Here is a 23180-nt window from a genome sequence, read left to right as displayed (position 1 = left end):
TTACAGACTAGTTGCCGAGGCCTCGGTTGAGCTCTGCAAGCCGGGATTTTTGGGCTTGCCACTCATCCCGTAGCCGAGCGGCTTCCATAAAGTTGAGCTCCTTGGCGGCTTTTTCCATGAGCTTTTGAGTTTGCTGAATAAGCTTTTCCAACTTGTCCTTGCTGAGATATTCGACCACCGGGTCAGCCGCGACCTGTGCTTCAGACGGCATGGGCTCTGCATAGTATTTTGTCCCTTTTTTGGAGTCGGCGACTTTGGTCTGGCCCATGATCTTGTCCCTAGACTTGATCACCGTGGTAGGCGTGATACCATTCTCTTCATTGTAGGCTGTCTGCAATGCACGCCTTCTCCGAGTCTCATCGATGGCTGCCTGCATGGACTCTGTTATCTTATCGGCGTACATGATCACGCGGCCTTCCGAGTTTCTTGCAGCACGACCGATAGTCTGTACCAGGGAGCGTTCATTTCTCAAAAAGCCCTCCTTATCGGCATCCAAGATCGCGACAAGAGAAACTTCCGGAAGATCCAAGCCTTCCCGGAGCAGGTTGACGCCGACTAATACATCAAAAATCCCGAGTCTGAGCTCACGCAAAATCTCCACTCGATCGAGCGTCTTTACTTCTGAGTGGATGTAGCGGGATTTCACACCAGCCCGCTCCAGGAACTTTTGAAGCTCCTCGGCCATGCGCTTGGTCAGCGTGGTCACCAGCACGCGCGCTTCGGTTTTGATCGTTTGGTCAATTTCTTCCAGAAGATCATCGATTTGGTTTTGGCTGGGCCGTATATCTATGGTGGGGTCTAAGAGACCGGTAGGTCGAATGATCTGCTCAACGACCACCCCTTCTGTCAGCGCCAGTTCGTAGTCGGCTGGCGTAGCTGAAACATAAATCACCTGATTGGTCAACTGCTCAAATTCCTCAAACTTCAATGGCCTATTATCCAAAGCTGAGGGCAAGCGGAAACCGTAATCGACCAAATTCACCTTGCGCGACCGGTCTCCTCCCCACATAGCCCGAATCTGAGGGACGGTCACATGGCTCTCGTCGATCACCAACAGATAGTCATCGGGAAAGTAATCCAGCAGGCAGAAAGGCCTTGCACCCGGCAGCCTGCGGTCGAAATACCGGGAATAGTTTTCCACCCCAGAGCAATATCCGAGCTCGCGGATCATCTCCAGATCAAATTCCGTCCGTTCCTGCAGGCGCTTGGCCTCCATGAATTTCCCTTCTTTCTCGAAGAAATTCACTTGGGCGACCATATCATCCTGGATCTCATGGATGGCAGTCTGGATGGTATCGCGTCCGGTAACGAATAGGTTAGCCGGAAAGATCGAGATGATTTTTTCGTCAGAAAGCTTTTTGCCCGTCGCAGGCTCTATGCGCTGGATCGCCTCGATCTCGTCTCCCCAGAAGAAAATCCGGTAGGCAAAATCCGCGTAGGCGACAAAAATGTCGACAGTATCGCCCTTGACCCGGAAAGTACCATGGGTCAGGTCCGTTTGTGTTCTGCTGTAAAGAATGTCTACCAGCTTGAACAACAGCTGATTTCTAGGAATTCGGTCACCCTCCTGGAGACGGACGACATTTTTCCCAAATTCATCCGGATTGCCGATACCGTAGATACAGGACACCGAAGCGACCACAATCACGTCCCTCCTTCCGGTCAGCAGGGAAGAGGTCGCACTGAGCCTAAGCTTCTCAATCTCCTGGTTGATGCTTAGATCTTTTTCGATATAAGTGCCCGAGCTGGGGATAAAAGCCTCCGGCTGATAGTAGTCGTAGTAGGAGATGAAATATTCGACCGCGTTATCCGGGAAAAACTGCTTGAATTCCCCATAAAGCTGCGCTGCCAAGGTCTTGTTGTGGCTGAGAACCAAAGTCGGCTTTTGGGTCTGCTGAATCAGATTGGCGACCGTAAAGGTTTTGCCGGAGCCTGTCACCCCAAGCAGTACTTGAGCGGGTTCGCCTGCTTTGACTCCTGAGGTAAGCTCCTCGATCGCCTTGGGTTGATCGCCGGTAGGTTGGTAATCAGAGGTTAGTTTAAATTCCATAGCTTTTCTCCCAACAACAAAGACTGATCAAAAGGTTTTCGAAACTCGAAAATCAGGCGACTTTCAGGGATCTGCCACCTAGATTATAGTACAGGTAGTTCGTACGCAGGATGATCACCAGCAGCAGCGGGATCAGGCTCGGGTGAAAAGACTGCCAGCCCAATATCCAAAAAACCACCGCCGCATCCGCTAGAATCAACGCGAAAAGGAGATACTTTTTTACCCAAGGTTGGATTTGTTTTTTGGTGAGTCCATACACGAGCGCCAGATGTCCGGGAAATGCCCAGAGAATATTCCAGTTCCATTTAGTTGAAGGAATCTCAGATCCAATCCAAAGTGCCGCAAGTACAAGACCAATAGTTCCCAAAATCCCAAAAACAAAGATATCAATGCCAATGAAAAGCCTTTTCTTCTTGTGGCCGATAAATGTCATTGCTGTAAAGGCAAAAGCTATCACCCAAAAAATCCAATAAGGATTCAACGTTGCCATTTTTTCCTCTGAATCCGGGAAATCCAATATTACCCGACTTTGACTAACCAAAGGGCGGGAGGGGCCATCTCCGATGATCTCTGCACTGCCAAAAGCCATCTCCATGTAAGATGGCAAAAATTGCTCCTCAAACGGGGTAGCGTCACGGTCTAGTCTCGATCCGAGCGCAATGTCAATTCCCAAGTCCGACCAAGGCATGTAAAGCACCTTCTCATCTATCAATTCTCGGAAAGTCTTTTCAACGGGAAGCTGCTTTTGCTCGTTCCAGACAAGTTGATCGCCGAGAATTACCCTCATTGCGTCACGAATTCGGGTCGCACAATTATCAAAGAAAAAGTCGTACCGATAGTTTCTGTTCTCTGGGAGGTAATTGGTCTGCAAAAACTGCACAAGATCTTTGGTCTGAGTCTCATTCAGATCCAGTACCTGCTCCCGAACACTCCGCTCGAAGTAGTCGTACTCGGCAATAAACCGGTCAAAAGTCGACACAGAGAGAAAATAGTCCAGCCTGCCGCCAGCAAAATTCAATACAAAATTGGGTGCTCCAAAGTCAAAGGTTCCATAATTATACACCAAATCCTGACCGGTACTCAGATCCTGAACCCGCACCGCACTGTGCCCAAAAGAGGTATAGATTTCCTCCCCTGCATCACAAGTCAGAAGACTAACACGGTGGGATTGAGCTTTGGAATTAGTTGGAACTAGGATTATCAGAAAAAAAATCAGAAAAACTATTTTAATATTTTTGATCATTTTCTTAAATTAATAGTACTTTTTAAATCCTCTTTTTAATGGATACTAATACTTTTTTAGATTCCAGAAGGAATTTTTTTACCCGCCGAATATACTGGTTATTCCTGGCAGTTGCAGCGGTCTGGCTGCTTCTTGGCAAGGCTTTTTCCCAAGAACTAAACGCCTACAAAACTACCGCCAGCGGCAATTTCTCGGACATTTCCATTTGGGTTTTTTGGGATGGAATTACTTGGAACCCTGCCACGAGCAAACCCGGTCAGGGCAATGACATCTACATCAACCAGACCCATACCCTGACATTGACCAGCAACGAGGCTGTGAAAAGCGTGTTTATCAATGCTGAAACGGGGGCAGGCCAAAAATTGAACCTGTCCGGATTTCAGCTACATGTGTATGGATCCTTGAACGCTTTTTCAGGAGCAGCCCCCGGAACACCCGACAATGCCTGGAACAGCCAAAACTGGATCGGAAATTCCGTTTCAAGCACGCTTGTTTTCAAAGGCAGCTCCCGGGTGATTGTTCAGAAAAATAGCTGGAGCGCCCAGACCACCCAAAGTCGCTTTGCCGTCATATTCGATGCGGACCCAGGAGAAACCCTGACGCTGGAGGCTCCCCTCAAAGCCCTTGCCTTCACCGTCCGATCAGGTACCTTATTCCAAAAAATAGATACTTCAGTATTGCCAAACACTTGCTTTTCGCTGTCGTTCAACACAGAAACTTCCGTATTTGGAGTAGGACCCTATGGTAGTATGGTCGTTGAATCCGGTGCGACTTTTATTTCCGAATGCAATGCCGGAATACTCAATAGATCTACCAGTGGGACTACCAGCGCGCAGGACTTTACTCTTCAAAATGGCGGCACCCTGATTCTAGAAGGCAATGCGCCCAGAATAGAAGCGGCCAATTTCCAGCTTGATGGGAAAATCGTCTTTCGTGGCGGATCAACCGGAAAGACTTATCTAGCCAGCTCCTATGCCGACGCGGCAACCCCAATCTCAGTCCGGGACATCGAACTTCAGGGAAGCCAAAACCTCGCCCTCCCCAATCAATTGATCCTGCATGGAAACTTGGAAAAAAGCGGCTCGGGCAATTTCACGGCATCCAACACAAGCCTGACATTGGCAGGTTCCGGCGACCAGGAAATTCTGGGCTTTCTGCTTGTGGTCCGGGATTTGACTCTGACCAAAACCGGCGGCAACTTCTTTCCCAATTCCGATCTTACTGTGCAGCGAGACTTGACACTCACCCAGGGAAGTATGGATTTGGAGGGCAACAATCTTTCGATCAACACGGGCTTAGCCGGTACATTCGTCTATTTCGATGGGTCTTGGAAAAACGTAGGCCAGTTCCACTACTATGGCATCCCTGCGACGCTGAACGGTGCAAATTCTACCTTCCCCTTCCAAGACACGAGAAATGGTGGCATCCGTAAAGTCCAGCTCCTGGGAAACTCGGCCGGAGGGAATCTACAGATTTCCTTCACCGAATACAGCGGAGCGGAATACAATTCTGGGTTTGACGACGTTGACGGCACCGAGATACTGTATCGACTTTTCAGCTACTTTCAATTCTCGGGGATAACGCCCACTCCCAATCCGCTCGAACTGCGGATCTCTGCAGACAAACTGATCGTGGATGATGTGGATGACCTGCGGATAGTTGGCACCGGCTACGCAGCTCCGGGCAGCCACTTGCCTGGAATTGACCCAACCGAGCTTTGGGCTCGGCGGAGCCTGAGCTTCTCGGATTTGCCGGGCAAGAATTTCACCGTCGGAAGCTTCAGAACCGCATCCGTACTACCTGTCCACTGGCTCGAAACAGACGCCAGCCTAACCAAACAAGGCATCTTGTTGAAATGGAAAGTAGTCGGAGACGGGTCGGATTTCTTTTTCGAAATCTACAAGAGCCACGATCCAATTGAATCCGGATGGGAAAAGCTTGGTGAAATCGCCTCGCAGGCAAATAGCCATGTTTTGGAGCATTTTCAGTTTCTTGATGAAAGTGCCGATTTGCGTCGGGATAATTTCTACCGAATCAAGCAGCTGGACAAAACAGCAAATTTCACTTGGAGCAATGTCCTGAGGGTAGGAAGGCAAATCGAAGCCGAAGCCAATAGCCTGAGCATCTATCCAAACCCCTATTCCAATGGCCCCCTGCATCTGGTACTTCCTCCAAATCTAGACTTGAGAAGATCACAGCTACTCATCCAAAACTCCCAGGGACAGCTGGTAGCTCAATCCAAGTATCTTGGGGCCGATATTCAGCCGCTGATTCAAACCCTGCCTCCCGGGATTTACTTCGTCTGGATCATATCGGAGCAACATCAGCTGGTGGTCAAGTTGATCAGGAAATAGGTTCAATATTTTCCGGGTGGAAAGGCACTTTTCCCTGATTTGCCTATCTTACCCTTTAAACCCCAAACCAACCTATGACCTTTGTTTTTGTTTTGCTCAGCATAGCGATCCTGGTACTTCTGATCGTATGGGCCAAGCTCAATCCCTTTCTCGCTTTTTTGATCGCCTCCATCTCCGCTGGCCTGATGCTGGGACTTCCGGCAGACCAAGTCGCCAAATCCGCGCAAAAAGGCATGGGTGCCATGCTGGGAGACCTGGTCATCGTGATCGTGACGGGTGCGATGCTTGGGAAGCTAGTCTCCGAAAGCGGTGCGGCACAGCGGATCGCAGGGTTTCTGATGAGGATCTTCGGAGAAAAGCACATGACCTGGGCGATGGCCGTCACCGGTTTGATCGTGGGAATTCCGCTTTTTTACAATGTAGGTTTCGTGCTTCTCGTACCCTTGGCCTTCACTGTTTCCTATCAATACAAGCTGCCGGCCGTATACGTAGGCATTCCATTGCTTGCGGCCCTTTCGGTAACACACGGCTTTTTGCCTCCCCATCCTTCACCGGCTGCCTTGGTCGCACAGTTTGGAGCAAATATGGGACTGACACTTTTCTACGGTTTTCTGATAGCCATTCCGACTATCATCATCGCAGGACCGCTATTTTCCCCTTTCCTGAAAAACATTAAATCGGAACCCCTCAAGACTTTCCAATCAGAACCTAAGCCTGAAAGTGAATTGCCGGGAATCGGAAACAGCATCTTCACCGCACTGCTTCCCGTGATTTTATTGATTGGAACTACCGCCTTGAACTTGAACATTTCTCCGGACGATCCGATTCGTCCGCTGGTTAACTTCATTGCAGACCCCGGCGTGGTGATGTTAGTCTCCGTACTTTACGCTACGTTTTCGCTGGGTATATTCAGAAATACCAACATGGTGAAGCTGATGGACATCTACACCATTGCTACGAAAGATGTGGCCATGATCCTGCTTATTGTCGCCGGTGCGGGTGCCCTCAAGCAGATTTTCACAGATACGGGTGTCAGCTTAACCATTGCCGAAAGCCTAAAAACCTGGGACATCCACCCGCTCATCCTTGCGTGGATGATCACGGCAGTCATCCGCATTTGCGTTGGTTCGGCAACTGTAGCGGGCTTGACCACAGCGGGGATTATCGCGCCATTGGTCACCACTATGAATGTAGACCCGAATTTGCTTGTGCTTTCCATTGGCGCGGGGAGCCTGATGTTCTCCCATTTCAATGACGGGGGATTTTGGATGTACAAGGAATTTTTCAACGTGAGCATCAAGGATACCATCAAATCCTGGTCGCTGATGGAGACCATTGTGGCCGTTGTAGGCTTGTTTGGAGTCCTCATTCTGGATCTTTTTGTCTAATTTCAGTCCAAAATCAACCCTGATGGAAACACCTGAAAACAACTTTGCGAAGCTCGGTCTGAGCCTTCCTCCCGCTCCAAAGCCACTCGGCGTCTACAAGCCATGCCTTATCGATGGCAAATACCTATATCTCTCCGGTCATGGGACGGTGCAGGATGATGGCAGCCTGATCATCGGCAGAATCGGCGTAGACATGGATATGGATGCCGGAAAGCTGGCTGCTCGACAGGTCGGACTAGCCATGCTGTCCACCATCAAGGCAAATATCGGCAGCCTGGACAAGGTCAAGCGCGTGATCAAGGTGCTGGGCATGGTCAACTGTACACCGGATTTCGAAAGACACCCCTTTATCATCAACGGATGCAGCGAGCTTTTCGCAAGTGTGTGGGGAGAGGAAAACGGAATCGGAGTTCGCTCGGCAGTGGGGATGGGCTCACTTCCAGACAACATTCCCGTCGAGGTCGAAGCACTGTTTGAGCTTCACTGAGATTCAGGGCTCAACTAACGTTTTGTAAGATTCAAAAAGGCTAAGCACGTCGCGGACATAATTGACCGCGATGTGGCCTTTGGCAAAGCCGCTCCTCACAATAGGATCCCGATAGTACTCAGGATCACTTTTTAGGTTGAGGAAAAGGGAAACATCCTTCCAGCTACGAGTGTTTTTCCCATATTTCATGGTCAATCTCCACGCATCCTCTACATGACCCTGACCAATATTGTAAGAGGCAAGTATAAAGCGGATGCGTTCTTTGGAGTCAGGCACCCGTTCCCTCCAAAACTTGTCCAGGTATTGTAGATATCTGACCCCTCCACTGAGAGACTGTACGGGATCATTGGGATCGGTAACGCCAAATCTCTGCAAGGTCACCGGCATCAGCTGAAGCAAGCCTTCCGCTCCAGCGTAGGAAACGGCGGTGGTGTCAAATCCCGATTCCTTATACACCAAAGCCGCCAAAAGACGCCAATCCCAGCCCAACTCCTCCGCCGCATTTCTGATCATGTCATCAAAAACGGAGATCTTTTTGCCTCCTAGAGAAGAAAAGGGACTGTTGGCCCTGAAAAAGCTGTTTCTGGGACTGAGGAAATATTTGGCATAGAGCTCTGGGACAAACTTCTTTTTCTTTTCTGCCAGCCATACATTTACTGCGTTGAGCAATTTCGGTGAGTTTTTCCGCAGGGCCCAGGAGATCGCACCGTCTTCTGAGACTTTCAGTGAAGCATCTAGACCTGGATAATAGGTTTGGTTTGCTTTTGCGATATTTCGGTCGGCCACCGTCCACTTGATCTTTCCATCGGCTATCTGGTCGATCAGCGTCTCCTCATGCTCGTCCGAAACACTTACCACAAAGCCCATCTGAAGCGAATCCTTGATGGCCAAGAGCTGTTTTTCATAGACTGCGCCTTTTCTCACATATACGGTGTCCTTACCGATCTTCTCCCAAGTGGTCGGTTGTTGGGAGCCGGTTTTCCCCACCACTACGGTGCTCATGGTACCCAGGTAATGGGTAAATGAAACCCGACTGTTTCGTTCGGGGCTACTTTCAAGATTCATGGCAATCAGGTCAGCTCGGCCTTCTTCCAAAGCTTGAAAGGCTTGTTCGATGTCCGAAATCACCAAGTACTCTACTTGAACACCGAGATTTTTTCCCAAATCCCGGATAAGCTCAAATTCATAGCCCATCCTCCTTCCTCGGTAGATGTAATAGGAAGTGGAATTATTGTCCACGGCAACTCGAATGGTACCACGGGTTTGGATACCAGGAAGGTCTAGAATATATGGAGGCTTAAAAGCCTTCTCAAGCCGCTCTTCGAAGAAAGTGCACTGCACCCCGGAAAAGAGGAGAATGATGAAGGAAATTAGTGCGATTAGCGTTTTTTTCATTATCAGGGGCAACCCCAGATGATCCAACACGCTGATTGGCAAAGGCTATGCCAAAATAAAATTAGGCATTTGTTAAAAATAGCGAAGAAAAAACGGAAGCTTTCGGGCTTCCGCTTTATATCAATCTCCAGGTAGCTGCAGGTCTTCCATGCTGTTGTCAAAGAAGATTTTTCCGGAGAGCCGCAGTAGCTCGATCTCCTGCTCTTTGATCTGGTAGATGGAAGTGATCAATCTATTTTTGGCAGTCAATAGATTGACCTGGGCATCTCGAAACTCCAAATAGGAAGCAATCCCCAATCGAAAACGCTCCAAGGCGATGTCAGTATTTTCCCTTGCAACTTGGAAATTTTTCCGCTCGATCTCCAGAAGCCGAAGGTTGTTGGAGTAGGTATTATAAGCTCTTGCGATATCGGATTTCAGCTGGATTTCATATTGCTCCAGAGTACTCTGCTGGATTCGCTGCTGGACTTTGGCATTTTGAATTCTGCGGTTGAGCGTAAGTCCGCTAAACAGGTTCACAGTGATGTTCCCCCCATAGTTGAATCCCGCCCGCTGGTTTTGGGCGACGATTCCGGCGTCCGAATTGGACGTGTTGTTGGCATAGGTAGCATTTAGATTGAGCATGGGCAGTCGGGACGCCTGCAACTCCCGGGTCTGGAGAAAAGCCACATTATTCATGCGCTGGTTGATAAGCAACTGCTTGTTTTCCAAAAACGCATTTTCTTCCAAATCTGCTAAGGTTTGGATCTCACCCACCAATATGGTGTCCTTCACAAAAAACTCTTCATGGGGATCAATGGCCATGAGCTCGTTTAGGTTGACTCGCGCATTTTGTATGATCTGCTCCTGCGTAAGCAAAAGGCTCGAGTCGGAGTTGTAATCCACCTCAGCTGTGAGGAAGTCGCGCTTGCCAGCGCCTCCGAGTTCGTATTGGGCCTTGGCGATGTCCAATCTCGCACGGCTGAGATCCAAGGTCTCCCTCAAGACCTGAAAACGCTGCAATTCCAGGATGAGGCGGTAGTAGGCGGTGGAGATCCCCGCGACAGTATTTTCAACGGAAATTTTGGCCTCCAGCTCGCTGACTTCTGTGAGTTCACCGAGACGCTTCATGGTCACGATGGCCTCTGGTCTGAAACCGTAAAGTCCCACCACATTGAAGTTTTCACTTCTGGACTTTGCGTCGTCGATCTCTCTTGGTGCCGGGTCATTGACAAATCGCTGGACAACATCCTCATTGCTGAATGACCGCAGATAGGTAGCGTCTACGGTCGGCATGAAGAGCTCCCCGACTCCTATCTTTTCATCTCCTTCCCGCAGGTTGACGTTTTCGACAGCGATTTTTATCTGGAGGTTTTTCTCCAGACCGATCTGGATAGCTTTTTCTAGGTCTAAATTTTCTTGGGCAATAGCCGACAGTGAGGTCAGGAGACTTCCCCAAGCGAATAAAAAGGCAAATTTTTTCATTAAATTCTTGCTAATCTTCCTTGCTTAGAAGTGAGATAGGTGTAAATGGCCGGGATGATAAATAGGGTAAGGATCGTGGCAAAGGTCAAACCTCCGATGACGGCAGCACCCATGGGTACTCTACTCTCCGCTCCGGCACCCAGTGCCAAAGCAATCGGCAAAATCCCCAAAATGGTAGACATACTAGTCATCAAAATTGGCCTGAATCGCGCAACGGCAGCTCCGAATATGGCCTCCTCCACGTCCATCCCTTGAGCTTTGCGCTGATTGGCAAATTCCACGATCAAGATACCGTTTTTGGTCACCAAGCCTATCAGCATGATGATGCCGATCTGGCTAAAGATGTTTAGGGTAAAATCAAAGAGCCAAAGCGTCGCCAGCGCGCCAAATATGGCCAAAGGAACAGTGAACATGATGGTAAGCGGATCCAGGAAACTTTCAAACTGAGCCGCAAGCACCAGATAGATCAAGATGAGTGCAAAGACAAAGGCAAACAACAAACTGTTGGAGCTTTCGCGGAATTCCTTGGATGGGCCTGAAACATCCGTGGAGAAGGAATCGTCCAGCACTTCGGCGGCGATCTTATCCATCTCGTCCAATCCAGCACCGATGGTGTAGCCCTCGGCAAGGTTGGCTGTCACCGTCGCGCTCACAAATCGGTTAAAGCGGTACAGTTGGGGTGGCGTGCTCTTTTCTACTACACGCACAAGATTATCCAGCTGAACCAGCTGACCATCTCCTCCCCTCACGTATAGCATTCTGAGGTTGATCGGCTCATTTCTATCCTGAAGGCGCATTTCACCCAGTACTTGGTACTGCTTGCCGTTCATGATGAAGTAAGCGAATCGCTGACCTGAATAGGAAAGTTGGAGCGTTCTGGCAATCTCCTGCACCGAAACGCCGATGTTTCTTGCCCTTTCTCTGTCAATCTCAATTTCCAGTTCAGGCTTGGTAAACTTCAGGTTTATATCAGTAAAGATAAAGGCTGGATTTTGGGAAGCTTTTTCCAAAAACGGAGGGATGACCTCTTTCAGCTTTTCCAAAGTAGGCGCTTGGATCACATATTGAACTGGCAATCCACCACGCCTATCACCGATGGAAACAGGCTGCTGGGCAAAGGCCCGAACGGCAGTTTGCTGCTTGAGGATATTGTTTACGGAATTGAAGATCTGTTGCTGCGAGCGGCTCCGCTTGTCCGCATCCGTGAGGTACAAACGAATAAATGCCGAGTTGGTGTTGGCCGTCCCAAAGCCCGGGGAGGTCACACTGGTCAATCCGACGAGTTCTTCGGAAGGGATCTCTTCTTGAAGTATACTCGTGATCCGATCCACTTCGGTGCCCATGAAGCCAAACGTAGCCCCTTCGGGTCCCGACATGTTGATCCTCAGTTCGGATCTGTCCTCGATAGGAACGAGCTCAGAGGGGATCTGGGAAAACAGCCAATAAATACCCAAGGCCATAAACAAAATCAAAGGAAATGAAATCCACCTGACCTTCATAAAGCCGGAAAGCATGCGATCGTATCCGTCATTGAGCCACACGAAAAAGGGCTCCGTGAAATTGTAGAAGGCATTTTGCTTTTTTCTCAACTTCAGCATCTTGCCGCTGAGCATGGGAGTCATTGTCAAGGCTACAAAAGAGGAAATAATTACAGACCCAGCCACTACAATACCAAATTCCCTGAAAAGACGTCCCGTAGTACCCGTGAGGAAGATCACCGGCAGGAACACCGCCGCCAAGGCTACGGTGGTCGCGATTACCGCAAAAAAGATCTCTTCGGCTCCAGCTTCCGCGGCTTTTTTGGGGCTCTCTCCTTTTTCTATACGGGTATAGATGTTCTCCAAAACGACAATCGCATCATCGACTACCAGTCCAATGGACAGTACAATCCCCAACAGAGTCAGGACATTGATGGAGAAATCCATCAAGTACATGATAAAGAAAACCCCTACCAGAGAGATCGGGATGGTCAATACCGGAATAAAAGTCGTGCGCCAATCCCTCAAGAAAAGGAAGATGATCGCCACTACGAGTACAAAGGCGGTAATGATCGTTTCCTGCACCTCCTCGATTGAGCTGCGGATATAAGAGGTGGAGTCAAAGGCTATCTCTATGCCCACATCCTCTGGAAGATCCTTTTCTATAAACTTCAGCCTGCGGTGAAATTCATCCGCGATTTCGATATTGTTGGAGCCGGGAAGCGGCACCAAGACTACTGCGACCATTGGCACTCCGCCACGCTTCAACACGGTCTTTTCGTTAAGCGCGGACAGCTCGGCGTTGCCGATGTCCTGAAACTTGACAATGTTGTTTTGGTCTTCCTTGATGATGAGGTTGTTGAATTCCTGAGGAGAGCTGAGACGGCTTTTTGTCCTGACGGAAAGTTCGATGCTTTCGCCCTCGATTCTCCCCGAGGGAAGCTCCACGTTTTCACTCTGCACCTTACTCAAGACATCCAAAGGAGTGATGCCGTAGGAAGCCATTTTGAGCGGATCCATCCGGAGTCGGATTGCATATTCCTTGTCTCCCCAGATCTGCACCCGGCTCACGCCTGGAATAGTCTGAAGCCTTTCTTTGAACACGTTGTCTGCCAAGTCCGAAAGCTCCAAAAGGCTTCTGGAATCGCTTTTCACGTTGACGCCGACAATGGGCTGGGAGTCGGCATCCGCTTTGGACACCACTGGAGGATCAGCATCTGGAGGGAGGTTTCGCTGAGCGCCGGACACCTTGTCCCGGACGTCATTGGCAGCGGCTTCTAGATCCGCCCCAACCTCAAACTCGACGGTGATATTGCTACGTCCGTCAGCACTGGTCGAGGTTAGGGACTTTATTCCCTGAATCCCGTTGATCTGCTCCTCAAGCGGCTCAGTAATCTGCGCCTCGATCACGTCTGCATTGGCGCCGACATAGGAAGTGCTGACGTTGATCACCGGGGGATCCACACTCGGATACTCGCGAATACCTAAAAGAGAAATCCCTATCCCGCCAAACAGCAGGATCACAAGGGACATGACAATGGCCAATACAGGCCGGTTGATACTGATGTGGGATAAGCTAGCCATAACTTATTGTGGTAAATTGGGTTGGATCGGCATACCTTGCCTTACTTGCATCACACCTGTGGTGAGTACCAGCTCGCCTTCGTCGAGTCCTGAGAGGACTTGCACGTGGGATTCTGTCCGAGTTCCAATCTCAATCAGCCGCTGTTCAGCCTTGCCCCCTTCGCCGACTACGAAAACCTTGTAGCCTGAAAGCTCGGGGATAACCGATTCTGCCGGAACCATCAACGCATCTTCGGTCACTTCCAAAATAAAGCGGATCTTCACAAACATCCCCGGAAGGAATTTGCCTCCTTTGTTGGCACTTTGTGCTCTGAGTTTCAGAGTCCTTGTCGCCAAGTCAATCTGCGGTTCAAAAGCGTAGACTTGGCCTTGCACTTCTTCTCCCGAAGATTCGTTGGAGAAAAACACCGGAGAGCCGACCGTCACCTGGTTGGCGTATCGCTCCGGTATCGAAAACTCGATCTTGATCGGGTCAATGTTCACCACCGAAGTGATCACGTCATTTGGTCCGATTACGCTCCCCTCACTGATCAATCTCAAACCCAACATCCCATTGAAAGGAGCCCGGATCACCGTTTTGGTCAGCTGGGCTTCCACCAGCTTGATGTCAGACAGCGCCGTGTTGAATTGATTCAATGCAATGTCGTATTCTTCCTGCGAAATCGCTTCTCTGGCAAGCAATTGTTTTTGTCTATTTTCCTGAGTTTCAAACAACTTCTGCGTGTACTGCAAGCGTTGAAACTGGGCCTGAAGCTCATCGTCATTGAGGTAAACCAGCGGTGTACCCTTGGTGACATATTGGCCCTCTTTAAAAGCGATTCGGGTCACCAAACCCGAGATCTCCGATCTCAGTGTCACGGATTCGTTCGGCAAAATGGTGCCGGTCACCTGAAGTTGGTTTCGAAGGGTCTCTCTTTGCAATTTCACCACATTGACTGGCAAAGGCTGCTCGGATCCCGCTCCCCCATTGGATACAGGGGCGGAACCGCCCTCGCTTTTCAGGTTGAGTCTTGGATAGAAAAATGCAATCGCGATAATCAGTACAATTCCTACAATAAGGGCAATTTTGGTTTGTTTTTTCATTTAAGGGTACAAGTCAAGTTGCTTTTGGTTTTTGATAAAAGCCAGAGATAGATGGTTGAATTGCTCAGGTTGCTCCACGTTTACCACGTGGCCGCATTTTTCGAGTATTTTTAGGATAGAGTTCTTATGGGTTATCACCAAGTTTTTAACGGGCTCCAAAAACATCACATCTTGGTCTCCCATGATATAGAGGGTAGGAATCTTAAGGTCTTTTTCCTTGAAATATTTGAGGAGGGGATTGATGTCCCGGGTGAGCTTGAACCAGCGGATAAACTCCCTTTGGCAAAGCTTCTGCGCCTCCAGGATAAAGAGATTTCGGGATTCGGCATGCTGTTTTCGCGGCATGATCACAAATGCAAACAGCCTGTATAGCCACATATAGGGGATTATGTGCTTAAAGGTATTTCCCAAAAACACCAGAATCCGACTCTGCGTGTTGAGTCTGGTCACAGCACCGGCCATAGTAAGCGACTTGACCCGCTGGGGCTGGATCTCTGCCAGCTGTCGGGCGATGATAGTCCCCAAAGAAACTCCCATAAAATGCGCTGGTGGTGTACCCAGATGATCCAAAACCTCTATTATATCCCGAGTGACCGATTCAAAGGTATATTTGTCAGTCCAGATAGCCTGGGACAGATCCATGGACTTGCCATGTCCCCGAAGATCAATCAGCAAAAGATTGAATTCCTTTTTGAAATCTTTCAACTGCTTATACCACACCGCAGACGACCCTCCCGCACCATGGATGAAAACCACCCATTCCTGGCTTTGAGGATGTACGTATTCCCGATGATACAACATAATTGTTTAGACTATCAGAACTGGACAAAAGTTTACTGGATAGCTAAAATACAGCATATTATGGGTACACGGGAATAAAAGATACTGATGGCAAATCTCCGCTATCAAAGGGGAAAAAAGAGGATGTCGATTTGCCAAAATGATTTATGACTTTCCTATTGTCTCAATTAGAGGCTATAAACTCCAGCCTACTGTGGTCTGGAAAATGTAATCCAAGTCAGAGGCACCCTCGGTAGGCTGATTATCATAGTTCATTGTCGTTCCGACTTTAAAATAGAGGTCAAACTTAAATTCGTAGCGGATATCGAATTTGAAGTCTGTTCTGAATCTTCCCTTTTCCGTCAAACTTGGATACCCTACCACGGTAGTCATGAGATCCAGATCACCGATGTCAAAAATATTGTACTGCGCGCCAAAAAATGCTTCCCCTGATTGTGTCGACGACTCGTCTCCTTGAAACTTTTCATTATTGAAGTTAACACCAGCAGAAAACCCCAAATAAGCCTTATTGGTGTGTACTACATAATTGCCAGCACCGATCATATTGGAAGTTCTCAGATCCAACAACTGCTCGGTATTGGACAGGATATTCAGGGAATACATCAGATACCAATCATGAGGAAGGAAGTAGTTGTAGGATGCTCCAAGTTCTGTACGCTTAATAGGCTCTACTTCGGCTTGGGTCGACCTCAGGCTGTTGAAGTTGAGATTGGCTTTCCACCGATCCGCCAAATACCCTGCCGCCGTGTTAAATGTAAACTGCCGGAAATCGTTGGCCTTAGTAAGGTTTGTCCCCACATCGAAATTAAAGGAAAGCCTACTCCAAAACGTATCATCGAGCGCATTGAGATACACGATTTGGTGACGCTGTACGTCTACTTTTTGTCCAAATGTCTCTTCGACCTTGTTGTTCTTTTTTGAAAAACTCAGGATAGTTTCCGGCATTTGGGTGTCGATTTCCACGATACTGTCATTGAGGCTGCGGATTCTACCATTATACCGTCTGCCGTCTGAAAGGGTGATCAGGTAGTTGGTTTTGGAATAGACCCGCTTGACATTGTCCCACTTGATCTTGAAATCCACGTCAGAATAGTCTGTTTCTATCCCGATAATATTCTTGTCCATGTTTTTGATTTCCCCTACGATGAGGTCGTTGTTGCTCAATACAAGGGAGTCAGTCTGCGCCTGGACGGCAAAACCGATAAATAGAAGGACCAAAAAAAACTGTAGCTTCTTCATATAAAATAGAGGATTGATTAGACACCATTGAAGCGATTGGCTTACTCCTCACGCTTAAAACAAAACTGCCGGCGATCAAAAATTCATAGTTTGTTTTATCACCTGTTGAAAAATACAAAAAAAAAGAGCGCTCCAACTCATGGAGCGCTCTTTTGTCAACTCAAATTCTAGATCAATTGAAGATATATCTTAGGCCAAACTGCATTCTCCAAACGTCGGAAACGCCAGCAGTCTTGGTGAAAGTCTCTGAAATCAAGCTCCCACCCTGGCTCAACAACCGGTATTGCGGCTGACCATTGGCGCCAACCGGTCCACCTTGAGCCGAAGTAGGAACAACCAAAGGCTGGGTTGAGTTGAAGGCTTGCCCTACACCCCAATCCTTGTTCAGCAAATTGCCGACATTCAGGATGTCAATTCTGAATTCAAGTGTATTCTTCTTTCCGTTGATATTAGTGAAAAGCTGCTGAGCAAAAGTAAAATCTGCCCGATACACCATAGGAGCAAGAGCCCCTCCCCTTTCCGCATACTTGCCACGGTTGGCGCTCAAATACTCATCCTGCTGGATATAGGCTTCCCAAGCAGCTGCCTGCTCCGCGGCAGTGAAAGTCACACCGCCAGTAGTATACTCTTGGAAGTTCATCTCGCCGGTGCTTGTCGGGATATAGATCAGGTCATTGCTTGTTCCACCGTCTCCATTCAGGTCTCCTGAGAATCTGTAACTACCTACACCTTGGTTCACGCCTTCCCAAAAAAGAGAAACGGAAGTGTTGCCAAATTTGAAGAGGTCTTTGCTATAGGAGGCCACCGCAAAGACCCGATTTCCCATAGTATTGCTGGAAAATCCAACCACTGGATTGTTTGGATCGCCAGCAATCGGGTTGTTAAACCATGTTCCCGCTGCGATGGAGCCAGGGTCTACAGTGTTTTTGGACTTGCCGTAGCTATAGGCAGCCTTTACATAAAGCCCGTTTGCAAAGGGCTTTTCCAAGGAAACGGAAGCTATCCATGAGTTGCCCACAGCCTGGTTGGACAGGGTGACGGCATTGGGGATGTTGGAATTGATTCTGTTGCTAGTCCACCTTGGTCGGTTGTCTGGACCGGAGTAGGAAGCTTGGCTCGCCGGAAGGTTGGCGTTATAGTAGGCGATTCCATTCACGTCGGAGCTGTAGATAAATTCACCGGTGGCCACTACCCCGCCTGGAAGCTGCTGGTCAATTGCTATGTTGGACCTCCAAACCTGCGGAAACTTAAAGCTGGATTCGATCAAAGCCAATTCATAAGATGACGCTGGCTCTCCAGTAACCTGAGTTGGCTTGTAGTTATCAGGATTTGGATTGAATGGTCTGGTCAGGGTATTGTCTTGCTGCTCGAAGCCAGTGAGTATACCGTTGTTACCCACTTGGTTTGATATCCAGACATAGGCCGGACGACCGGTAAAAATCCCAGTACCGCCTCTAACCTGGGTTCTCAGATTGTTGAAAACATCCCAGTTGAAGCCAACTCTTGGAGACCAAAGAATATTTGCTTCGGGCAGTTGGTCTGTCCTGAACTCCACGGTCTCACCCGCGGGATTTCTAAAGTTCATCGCCTCTACAGCTTCGTTTCTCAAAGCCGTCTCACCAAAGAACGGTACATCGATCCTCAGTCCTACGGTGGCCTTAAAGTTAGATCTTACCTGAATTTCATCCTGTCCATAAATTCCCGCATAATTCACTTTCAGCATCTGAACTGGCTTGTCTGAGCCTGGAATGTTGTTCCATCTTACTTGGAACCTTCTTAAGTCCACTCCTGAGGGAACTGTGTTTCCATTTTCCAGAAAGTTGTTCGCGTCGGTATAGAAGTCCTCCAGTGAATTGTATACATAGGCAGACTGGGAGCCTGGGAAGAAGACGTTTTCAGACTCGTAGTATTCATAGCTGAAACCAGCAGTGATTGTGTGGTTTCCTTTGAAGATCTGCACATTATCCTGGATCTGAAAGGTTTTGTACCTCAACTCATTGTTCGGGGTGAAGGGCTCAAAACCAAACGAAGTGTAGGTGGCTCCATCTTCCAAGATATCCACCATTGGGAAAAACTCCCCTTTGTAGCCCCGACTCTCATCCTGATAGGTATAGCCCACGATCAGGTTGTTGGTCATGTTGTCCTTGATTCGGGTGTTCAATTCGGCAACTACCGAACGGATGTTTTCCAAGATGCTATAATTGGAGTTTTGAAAGTTAAGCGCTTGAGGTCTCAGGTTTCTGTTTCCGAAGCCTAAAGAGGAAGAGTTGGACATTAACACATCTGTGGAGGAGTTTAGATGGTTGTATCTCAAGCTCAACTTGTTTTTGTCGTTGATGTTGTAATCGAGCTTTACAAGAAATTTGGTACCGAGCGTTTCGTTGTCGTATCCTTGGTAAGGTCCTGTCTCGTAGTCAAAATTATCTCTCAGGAAGCTGCTCAGCTGATCCAAGTCGGAAGCTAGAACGCGGGTTACGTTCCCTTCAATCGGCTCATCTCCGACCCTTGCTCTCCAGGTAGTGCCTGGTCTTGCTTCTTTTTCGTCCTCAAAGGAGGCAAAGAAGAATAGTTTATCCTTGATGATAGGACCGCCCAGTCTGAAACCAATCTGGTTGTATGTAAAGTCGCCGGGGTTGAAAGTGTTCTCACCTGCTTCTGTACCCACGTTGTTGTTGTTTCTCCAGAAATAGTAAGCAGAACCCGAAAACTCATTTGTACCGGAACGGGTAACTGTATTCACACCCGCGCCAGTGAAGTTGCCTTGTCTCACGTCATAAGGGGCCACATTGACGGAGATCTGCTCGATCGCATCCAGGGAGATCGGGGATACACCCGTTCTTCCGCCTGGATTGCTTCCGCTACCCAATCCAAAGGAGTTGTTGAAATAGGAACCGTCAACGGTAATGTTGTTCAGTCGGGAATCCTGACCGGCGAAAGACTGTCCGTTGGACTGGGGAGTCAGTCGAGTGAAGTCGTTGATGTTTCTCGAAATGGTAGGTAGCTTGGTCAGCGCGCGGTTATCAATAGACGTGCTCGCGCCGGTTCTCTCATTGGAGAAGATGTTGTTGGCACTGGCGGTCACCAACACTTCATTCAGCTCCTGCCCATCTTCGAGCAGGATCACGTTCACGTTGGAAAACACGCCGAGAGAAAGGACGATACCTTCCACATCCTGCGTGGCAAATCCAATAAATGAAACCGAAAGCCTGTAAGGCCCCCCTACTCGCATTCCCGGAATCGAATACTTACCATCCAGGTTGGAAACGGCCCCATACCGTGTACCGGACGGCAAGTGGGTAGCGACGACATTCGCTCCGGGAAGCGGCTCTCCGTTTGACTCGGTCACTACCCCAGAGATACCCGACGTAGTCACACCCTGAGACAAGGCAATTCCGGAGCTGAGCACCAAAATCACCACTGCCATCAAGTTTTTCAGTAAATTTTGCCTCATAAGATTTTGATTGTTGAAAGTTGGTTTTGATAGAAAATCCCTGTAAAGGTAAGTTTGCCCCCCAGCAAAGTTGGGTAGTTAACATTAAGTTTTGCTATCCAAATTTCACATTTTTTAACGAAAGCTTAACACCCCATGCCCAACATTTTTTGTGTTGTTTTGAGCAAAAACTTGAGATTATTGAAGGCGTTTTAAAAAAATCCGACAAAAAATCCCAAAAATGCAAATCTTCTTAGACCAGAATTCGGAAAAACTTCCGTTTTCAAATTCCAAACACAGAGACGTCCGGCGCAGTTACAAGCAGTAATTTCCTCTATATTTGGCCGAAAAACAGAATATTATTCCATTGAAAGATAAAAACATTGTTTGGCTCTATTTGTTTTTGGCAGCTACCTTGGCTGACTTGGCTTTCTTGGTCGAAGGCAATTCCTCGATGAGGTTTTACTCGAAACCGTTGATTCTTCTGGGCTTGATTGCCTATTTCTACCAAATCACCCGGCCGATAGCTTCCACTCTCCTCACCAAATCGATCCTTGGGGCACTGATCTTTTCTTGGATCGGAGACATCCTATTGTTGTGGTCCCAACTTTTTGTCTATGGGCTTGGGGCATTTTTGATGGCTCACGTCTGCTATATTATCGGATTCAGGATAGCGCAGCAAAGTCCCAACAGATTGGAGCACGTAAATTTCGTAAAGTCCTTTCTTCTCAATCTACCCATTTATCTTTCAGCGGCATTCGTTTATTACTTAATCCATGCCAACCTTGGCGCTCTAAAAGTCCCCGTGATTGCCTACATCATCGTAATCGTGGCGATGGTTGCAACGGCTCGGGAGCGATACAAAAAGTGCAATGCCACCTCGTTTTGGCAGGTCTTTATCGGTGCGGTGCTTTTTTTCATCTCAGACGGTGCGATTGCAATCAGCAGGTTTTTTCAGGATTTCGCTGAATCGGGCATAGTAATCATGGGAACCTACGCCATCGCCCAGCTGCTGATCGTGATGGGAATTCGCTCCTATCTGATCAATCCCCGTTGAGAAAAACCACACCGACAAAGGAAAGCAGAGATTTGGCGGCTAGTCAGATAGCTTGAAAAACTCCAAACAAACGCAAAATCCCAAAGGGAGTTCAAGAGCACAAAGGCAGAAGCCGACGTTTCAAAAGAAAGGTTGGTGTAATTCCTTAGCGCTCTTGGTGGCTAAAAATCAATTCAAATAAAAAAGGGCCGAAGCCCCTTTCCCTATTTTTGCTCCAGGCTCACCCGAATCGAAAGTTCCTTTAATTGTTCGTCTGCTATAGTACTTGGCGAGTCGATCATCACGTCTCTTCCTGAATTGTTTTTCGGGAAAGCAATGTAATCACGGATCGAGTCAGAGCCGCCAAAAATCGCGCAAAGCCGATCAAATCCGAATGCTATCCCTCCATGTGGCGGCGCACCGTACTCGAAGGCTTCCATGAGAAAGCCAAATTGCTTTTGGGCTTCCTCATCGCTAAAGCCCAAATGCGTGAACATCAGTTGCTGGGTACTGCGGTCATGGATTCGAATCGAACCGCCACCTATTTCCACGCCGTTGATAACCAGATCGTATGCGTTGGCGCGAACAGCTCCAGGGTCAGTCTCCAGCAAAGGAATGTCCTCACGCTTAGGAGACGTAAACGGATGGTGCATCGCGTGGTAGCGCTTGGTCTCCTCGTCCCATTCCAAAAGCGGGAAATCGACGACCCATAGCGGCTTAAACTTGCTGCGGTCACGCAGGCCCAGATCCTCGCCCATCTTCAGTCTCAGCTCCGAAAGTTGCTTTCTGACGGACTTGGCATCTCCACTGAGCACCAGCATCAGATCACCGGGCTCCGCCCCGAAAGCATCGGCCCAGGTCTTGAGATCCTCAGCTGTATAAAATTTGTCCACACTGGATTTCAGCGTTCCATCGGCGTTATATCGGGCATATATCAGCCCCTTTGCGCCGATCTGAGGACGCTTCACCCATTCGGTCAGTTCGTCGATTTGTTTTCTGGTGTATTCGGCGGCGCCTTTGGCACAGATGCCGACGACCAGTTCCGCATTGTCAAAAATACCAAAGCCTTTGCCTTTTGCCACCTCATTCAGCTCGACGAATTTCATGTCGAAGCGCAGGTCCGGCTTGTCGTTGCCATAGTATTTCATCGCATCCGCAAAAGTCATATGCTCAACGTAGCCGAGATCGACTCCTTTCACCGATGAAAACAGGTGCTTCACCAAGCCCTCGAAAGTGTTCAGGATATCTTCCTGCGTGACGAAGGCCATTTCACAGTCAATCTGCGTAAACTCCGGCTGACGGTCTGCTCGCAAGTCTTCGTCACGGAAACATTTGACAATCTGAAAATATCTATCAAAACCACTCACCATCAACAGCTGCTTGAAGGTCTGGGGAGATTGGGGCAAAGCATAAAACTCTCCAGGGTTCGTCCTGCTCGGCACCACAAAGTCCCTTGCTCCTTCCGGTGTCGATTTGATCAGCACAGGCGTCTCCACCTCTATGAAGTCTTGACCATCCATGTACTTGCGGGTTTCCTGCATCATGCGGTGGCGTAGTTGGAGCTTCTCCCTCACCACATTCCTCCTCAAGTCGAGGTATCGATATTTCATACGAAGCTCGTCACCACCGTCCGTCTCATCCTCAATGATGAATGGAGGGATCTTGGCCGCATTGAGTACTTCCAGCCGGGAGACTTTGATTTCGATGGATCCGGTTGGCATTTTGTCGTTCTTGGCAGTTCGCTCGATGACTGTTCCATTAGCGGATACGACAAACTCCCGACCGAGATCGGCCGCTTTTTGCAGCAAGGTTTTGTCCGTGGATCCTTCTTCAAAGATCAGCTGAGTCACGCCATATCTGTCGCGAAGATCCACCCAGATCAATCCGCCTTTGTTACGGACTCGCTGAACCCAGCCCGCAAGAGTCACTTCCAGATTTACATGGTCGAGGCGAAGTTCGCCACAAGTATGAGTTCTCAACATTTTGAATCCTTGATTTTTTTGGGAGGTCAAAGATAAATAATTGATCCAGAGATCAGCGTTTCCACTTGTAAGATTCGCAACAAAAGCAAGATTCTACTTCCTGATCACCCAATTTCTTTAACAAATTTTAAAAAGTTAAAAATCAGTAGATTTGGAATCCCAGCCG

General features: G+C 48.5%; 14 protein-coding genes. 4 read left to right on the top strand and 10 right to left on the bottom strand.

Going from position 1 to position 23180, the window contains the following annotated elements; translation table 11 throughout:
• Positions 1-7: 7 nt before the first annotated feature.
• Both uvrB and J0A67_RS17100 read right to left on the bottom strand, forming a co-directional pair.
• Complete coding sequence (gene uvrB, locus J0A67_RS17105) at positions 8-2050, bottom strand: excinuclease ABC subunit UvrB (protein ID WP_206570613.1); 2043 nt, start codon at positions 2048-2050, stop codon at positions 8-10.
• Between the two features lie 52 nt (positions 2051-2102).
• Complete coding sequence (locus J0A67_RS17100; protein ID WP_206570612.1) at positions 2103-3293, bottom strand: Lnb N-terminal periplasmic domain-containing protein; 1191 nt, start codon at positions 3291-3293, stop codon at positions 2103-2105.
• Between the two features lie 38 nt (positions 3294-3331).
• On the opposite strand from J0A67_RS17100, the gene J0A67_RS17095 reads away from it, so the two are divergent.
• From J0A67_RS17095 to J0A67_RS17085, 3 genes are all read left to right on the top strand, one after another.
• On the top strand, positions 3332-5647 hold the full coding sequence (locus tag J0A67_RS17095; RefSeq protein ID WP_206570611.1) for a T9SS type A sorting domain-containing protein: 2316 nt from the start codon (positions 3332-3334) through the stop codon (positions 5645-5647).
• Between the two features lie 74 nt (positions 5648-5721).
• Positions 5722-7035, top strand: coding sequence for a gluconate:H+ symporter (locus J0A67_RS17090; protein ID WP_206570610.1), 1314 nt, complete (start codon positions 5722-5724; stop codon positions 7033-7035).
• Between the two features lie 22 nt (positions 7036-7057).
• Positions 7058-7522: a RidA family protein gene (locus J0A67_RS17085; RefSeq protein ID WP_206570609.1), complete on the top strand. Its 465-nt coding sequence runs from the start codon at positions 7058-7060 to the stop codon at positions 7520-7522.
• Between the two features lie 3 nt (positions 7523-7525).
• Here J0A67_RS17085 and J0A67_RS17080 read toward each other — a convergent pair whose 3' ends face one another.
• From J0A67_RS17080 to J0A67_RS17050, 7 genes are all read right to left on the bottom strand, one after another.
• Entirely contained in the window at positions 7526-8917 is a 1392-nt protein-coding gene (locus J0A67_RS17080) for an MltF family protein (protein WP_206570608.1), read from the bottom strand.
• Between the two features lie 120 nt (positions 8918-9037).
• Complete coding sequence (locus J0A67_RS17075) at positions 9038-10381, bottom strand: TolC family protein (RefSeq protein WP_206570607.1); 1344 nt, start codon at positions 10379-10381, stop codon at positions 9038-9040.
• Entirely contained in the window at positions 10381-13443 is a 3063-nt protein-coding gene (locus J0A67_RS17070; protein ID WP_206570606.1) for an efflux RND transporter permease subunit, read from the bottom strand. The genes J0A67_RS17075 and J0A67_RS17070 overlap by 1 nt, the downstream gene beginning before the upstream one ends.
• Positions 13444-13446: 3 nt before the next feature.
• A complete protein-coding gene (locus tag J0A67_RS17065) occupies positions 13447-14526 on the bottom strand; it encodes an efflux RND transporter periplasmic adaptor subunit (protein WP_206570605.1) in 1080 nt (359 codons plus the stop codon).
• Positions 14527-15327, bottom strand: coding sequence for an alpha/beta fold hydrolase (locus tag J0A67_RS17060; RefSeq protein WP_206570604.1), 801 nt, complete (start codon positions 15325-15327; stop codon positions 14527-14529).
• 174 nt (positions 15328-15501) lie between these two features.
• On the bottom strand, positions 15502-16566 hold the full coding sequence (locus J0A67_RS17055; protein ID WP_206570603.1) for a DUF481 domain-containing protein: 1065 nt from the start codon (positions 16564-16566) through the stop codon (positions 15502-15504).
• Positions 16567-16738: 172 nt separating this feature from the next.
• Positions 16739-20017: a TonB-dependent receptor gene (locus tag J0A67_RS17050; protein WP_206570602.1), complete on the bottom strand. Its 3279-nt coding sequence runs from the start codon at positions 20015-20017 to the stop codon at positions 16739-16741.
• Between the two features lie 346 nt (positions 20018-20363).
• Between J0A67_RS17050 and J0A67_RS17045 the strand changes: the two genes are divergently transcribed.
• Positions 20364-21053: a lysoplasmalogenase gene (locus J0A67_RS17045; protein WP_206570601.1), complete on the top strand. Its 690-nt coding sequence runs from the start codon at positions 20364-20366 to the stop codon at positions 21051-21053.
• Between the two features lie 203 nt (positions 21054-21256).
• On the opposite strand, the gene aspS is transcribed toward J0A67_RS17045, so the two are convergent.
• On the bottom strand, positions 21257-23014 hold the full coding sequence (aspS, locus tag J0A67_RS17040; protein ID WP_206570600.1) for an aspartate--tRNA ligase: 1758 nt from the start codon (positions 23012-23014) through the stop codon (positions 21257-21259).
• Positions 23015-23180 lie beyond the last annotated feature (166 nt).

Source organism: Algoriphagus aestuariicola (genome assembly GCF_017254835.1).
GTDB lineage: Bacteria > Bacteroidota > Bacteroidia > Cytophagales > Cyclobacteriaceae > Algoriphagus > Algoriphagus aestuariicola.
This window is presented reverse-complemented; position numbering and strand designations above follow the sequence as displayed.

Coding starts and splice junctions, on each gene's coding strand:
- J0A67_RS17095 (WP_206570611.1), top strand. CDS start 3,332: ATGGATACTAATACTTTTTTAGATTCCAGAAGGAATTTTTTTACCCGC.
- J0A67_RS17090 (WP_206570610.1), top strand. CDS start 5,722: ATGACCTTTGTTTTTGTTTTGCTCAGCATAGCGATCCTGGTACTTCTG.
- aspS (WP_206570600.1), bottom strand. CDS start 23,014: ATGTTGAGAACTCATACTTGTGGCGAACTTCGCCTCGACCATGTAAAT.
- J0A67_RS17060 (WP_206570604.1), bottom strand. CDS start 15,327: ATGTTGTATCATCGGGAATACGTACATCCTCAAAGCCAGGAATGGGTG.
- J0A67_RS17085 (WP_206570609.1), top strand. CDS start 7,058: ATGGAAACACCTGAAAACAACTTTGCGAAGCTCGGTCTGAGCCTTCCT.
- J0A67_RS17050 (WP_206570602.1), bottom strand. CDS start 20,017: ATGAGGCAAAATTTACTGAAAAACTTGATGGCAGTGGTGATTTTGGTG.
- J0A67_RS17055 (WP_206570603.1), bottom strand. CDS start 16,566: ATGAAGAAGCTACAGTTTTTTTTGGTCCTTCTATTTATCGGTTTTGCC.
- uvrB (WP_206570613.1), bottom strand. CDS start 2,050: ATGGAATTTAAACTAACCTCTGATTACCAACCTACCGGCGATCAACCC.
- J0A67_RS17080 (WP_206570608.1), bottom strand. CDS start 8,917: ATGAAAAAAACGCTAATCGCACTAATTTCCTTCATCATTCTCCTCTTT.
- J0A67_RS17100 (WP_206570612.1), bottom strand. CDS start 3,293: ATGATCAAAAATATTAAAATAGTTTTTCTGATTTTTTTTCTGATAATC.
- J0A67_RS17075 (WP_206570607.1), bottom strand. CDS start 10,381: ATGAAAAAATTTGCCTTTTTATTCGCTTGGGGAAGTCTCCTGACCTCA.
- J0A67_RS17065 (WP_206570605.1), bottom strand. CDS start 14,526: ATGAAAAAACAAACCAAAATTGCCCTTATTGTAGGAATTGTACTGATT.
- J0A67_RS17070 (WP_206570606.1), bottom strand. CDS start 13,443: ATGGCTAGCTTATCCCACATCAGTATCAACCGGCCTGTATTGGCCATT.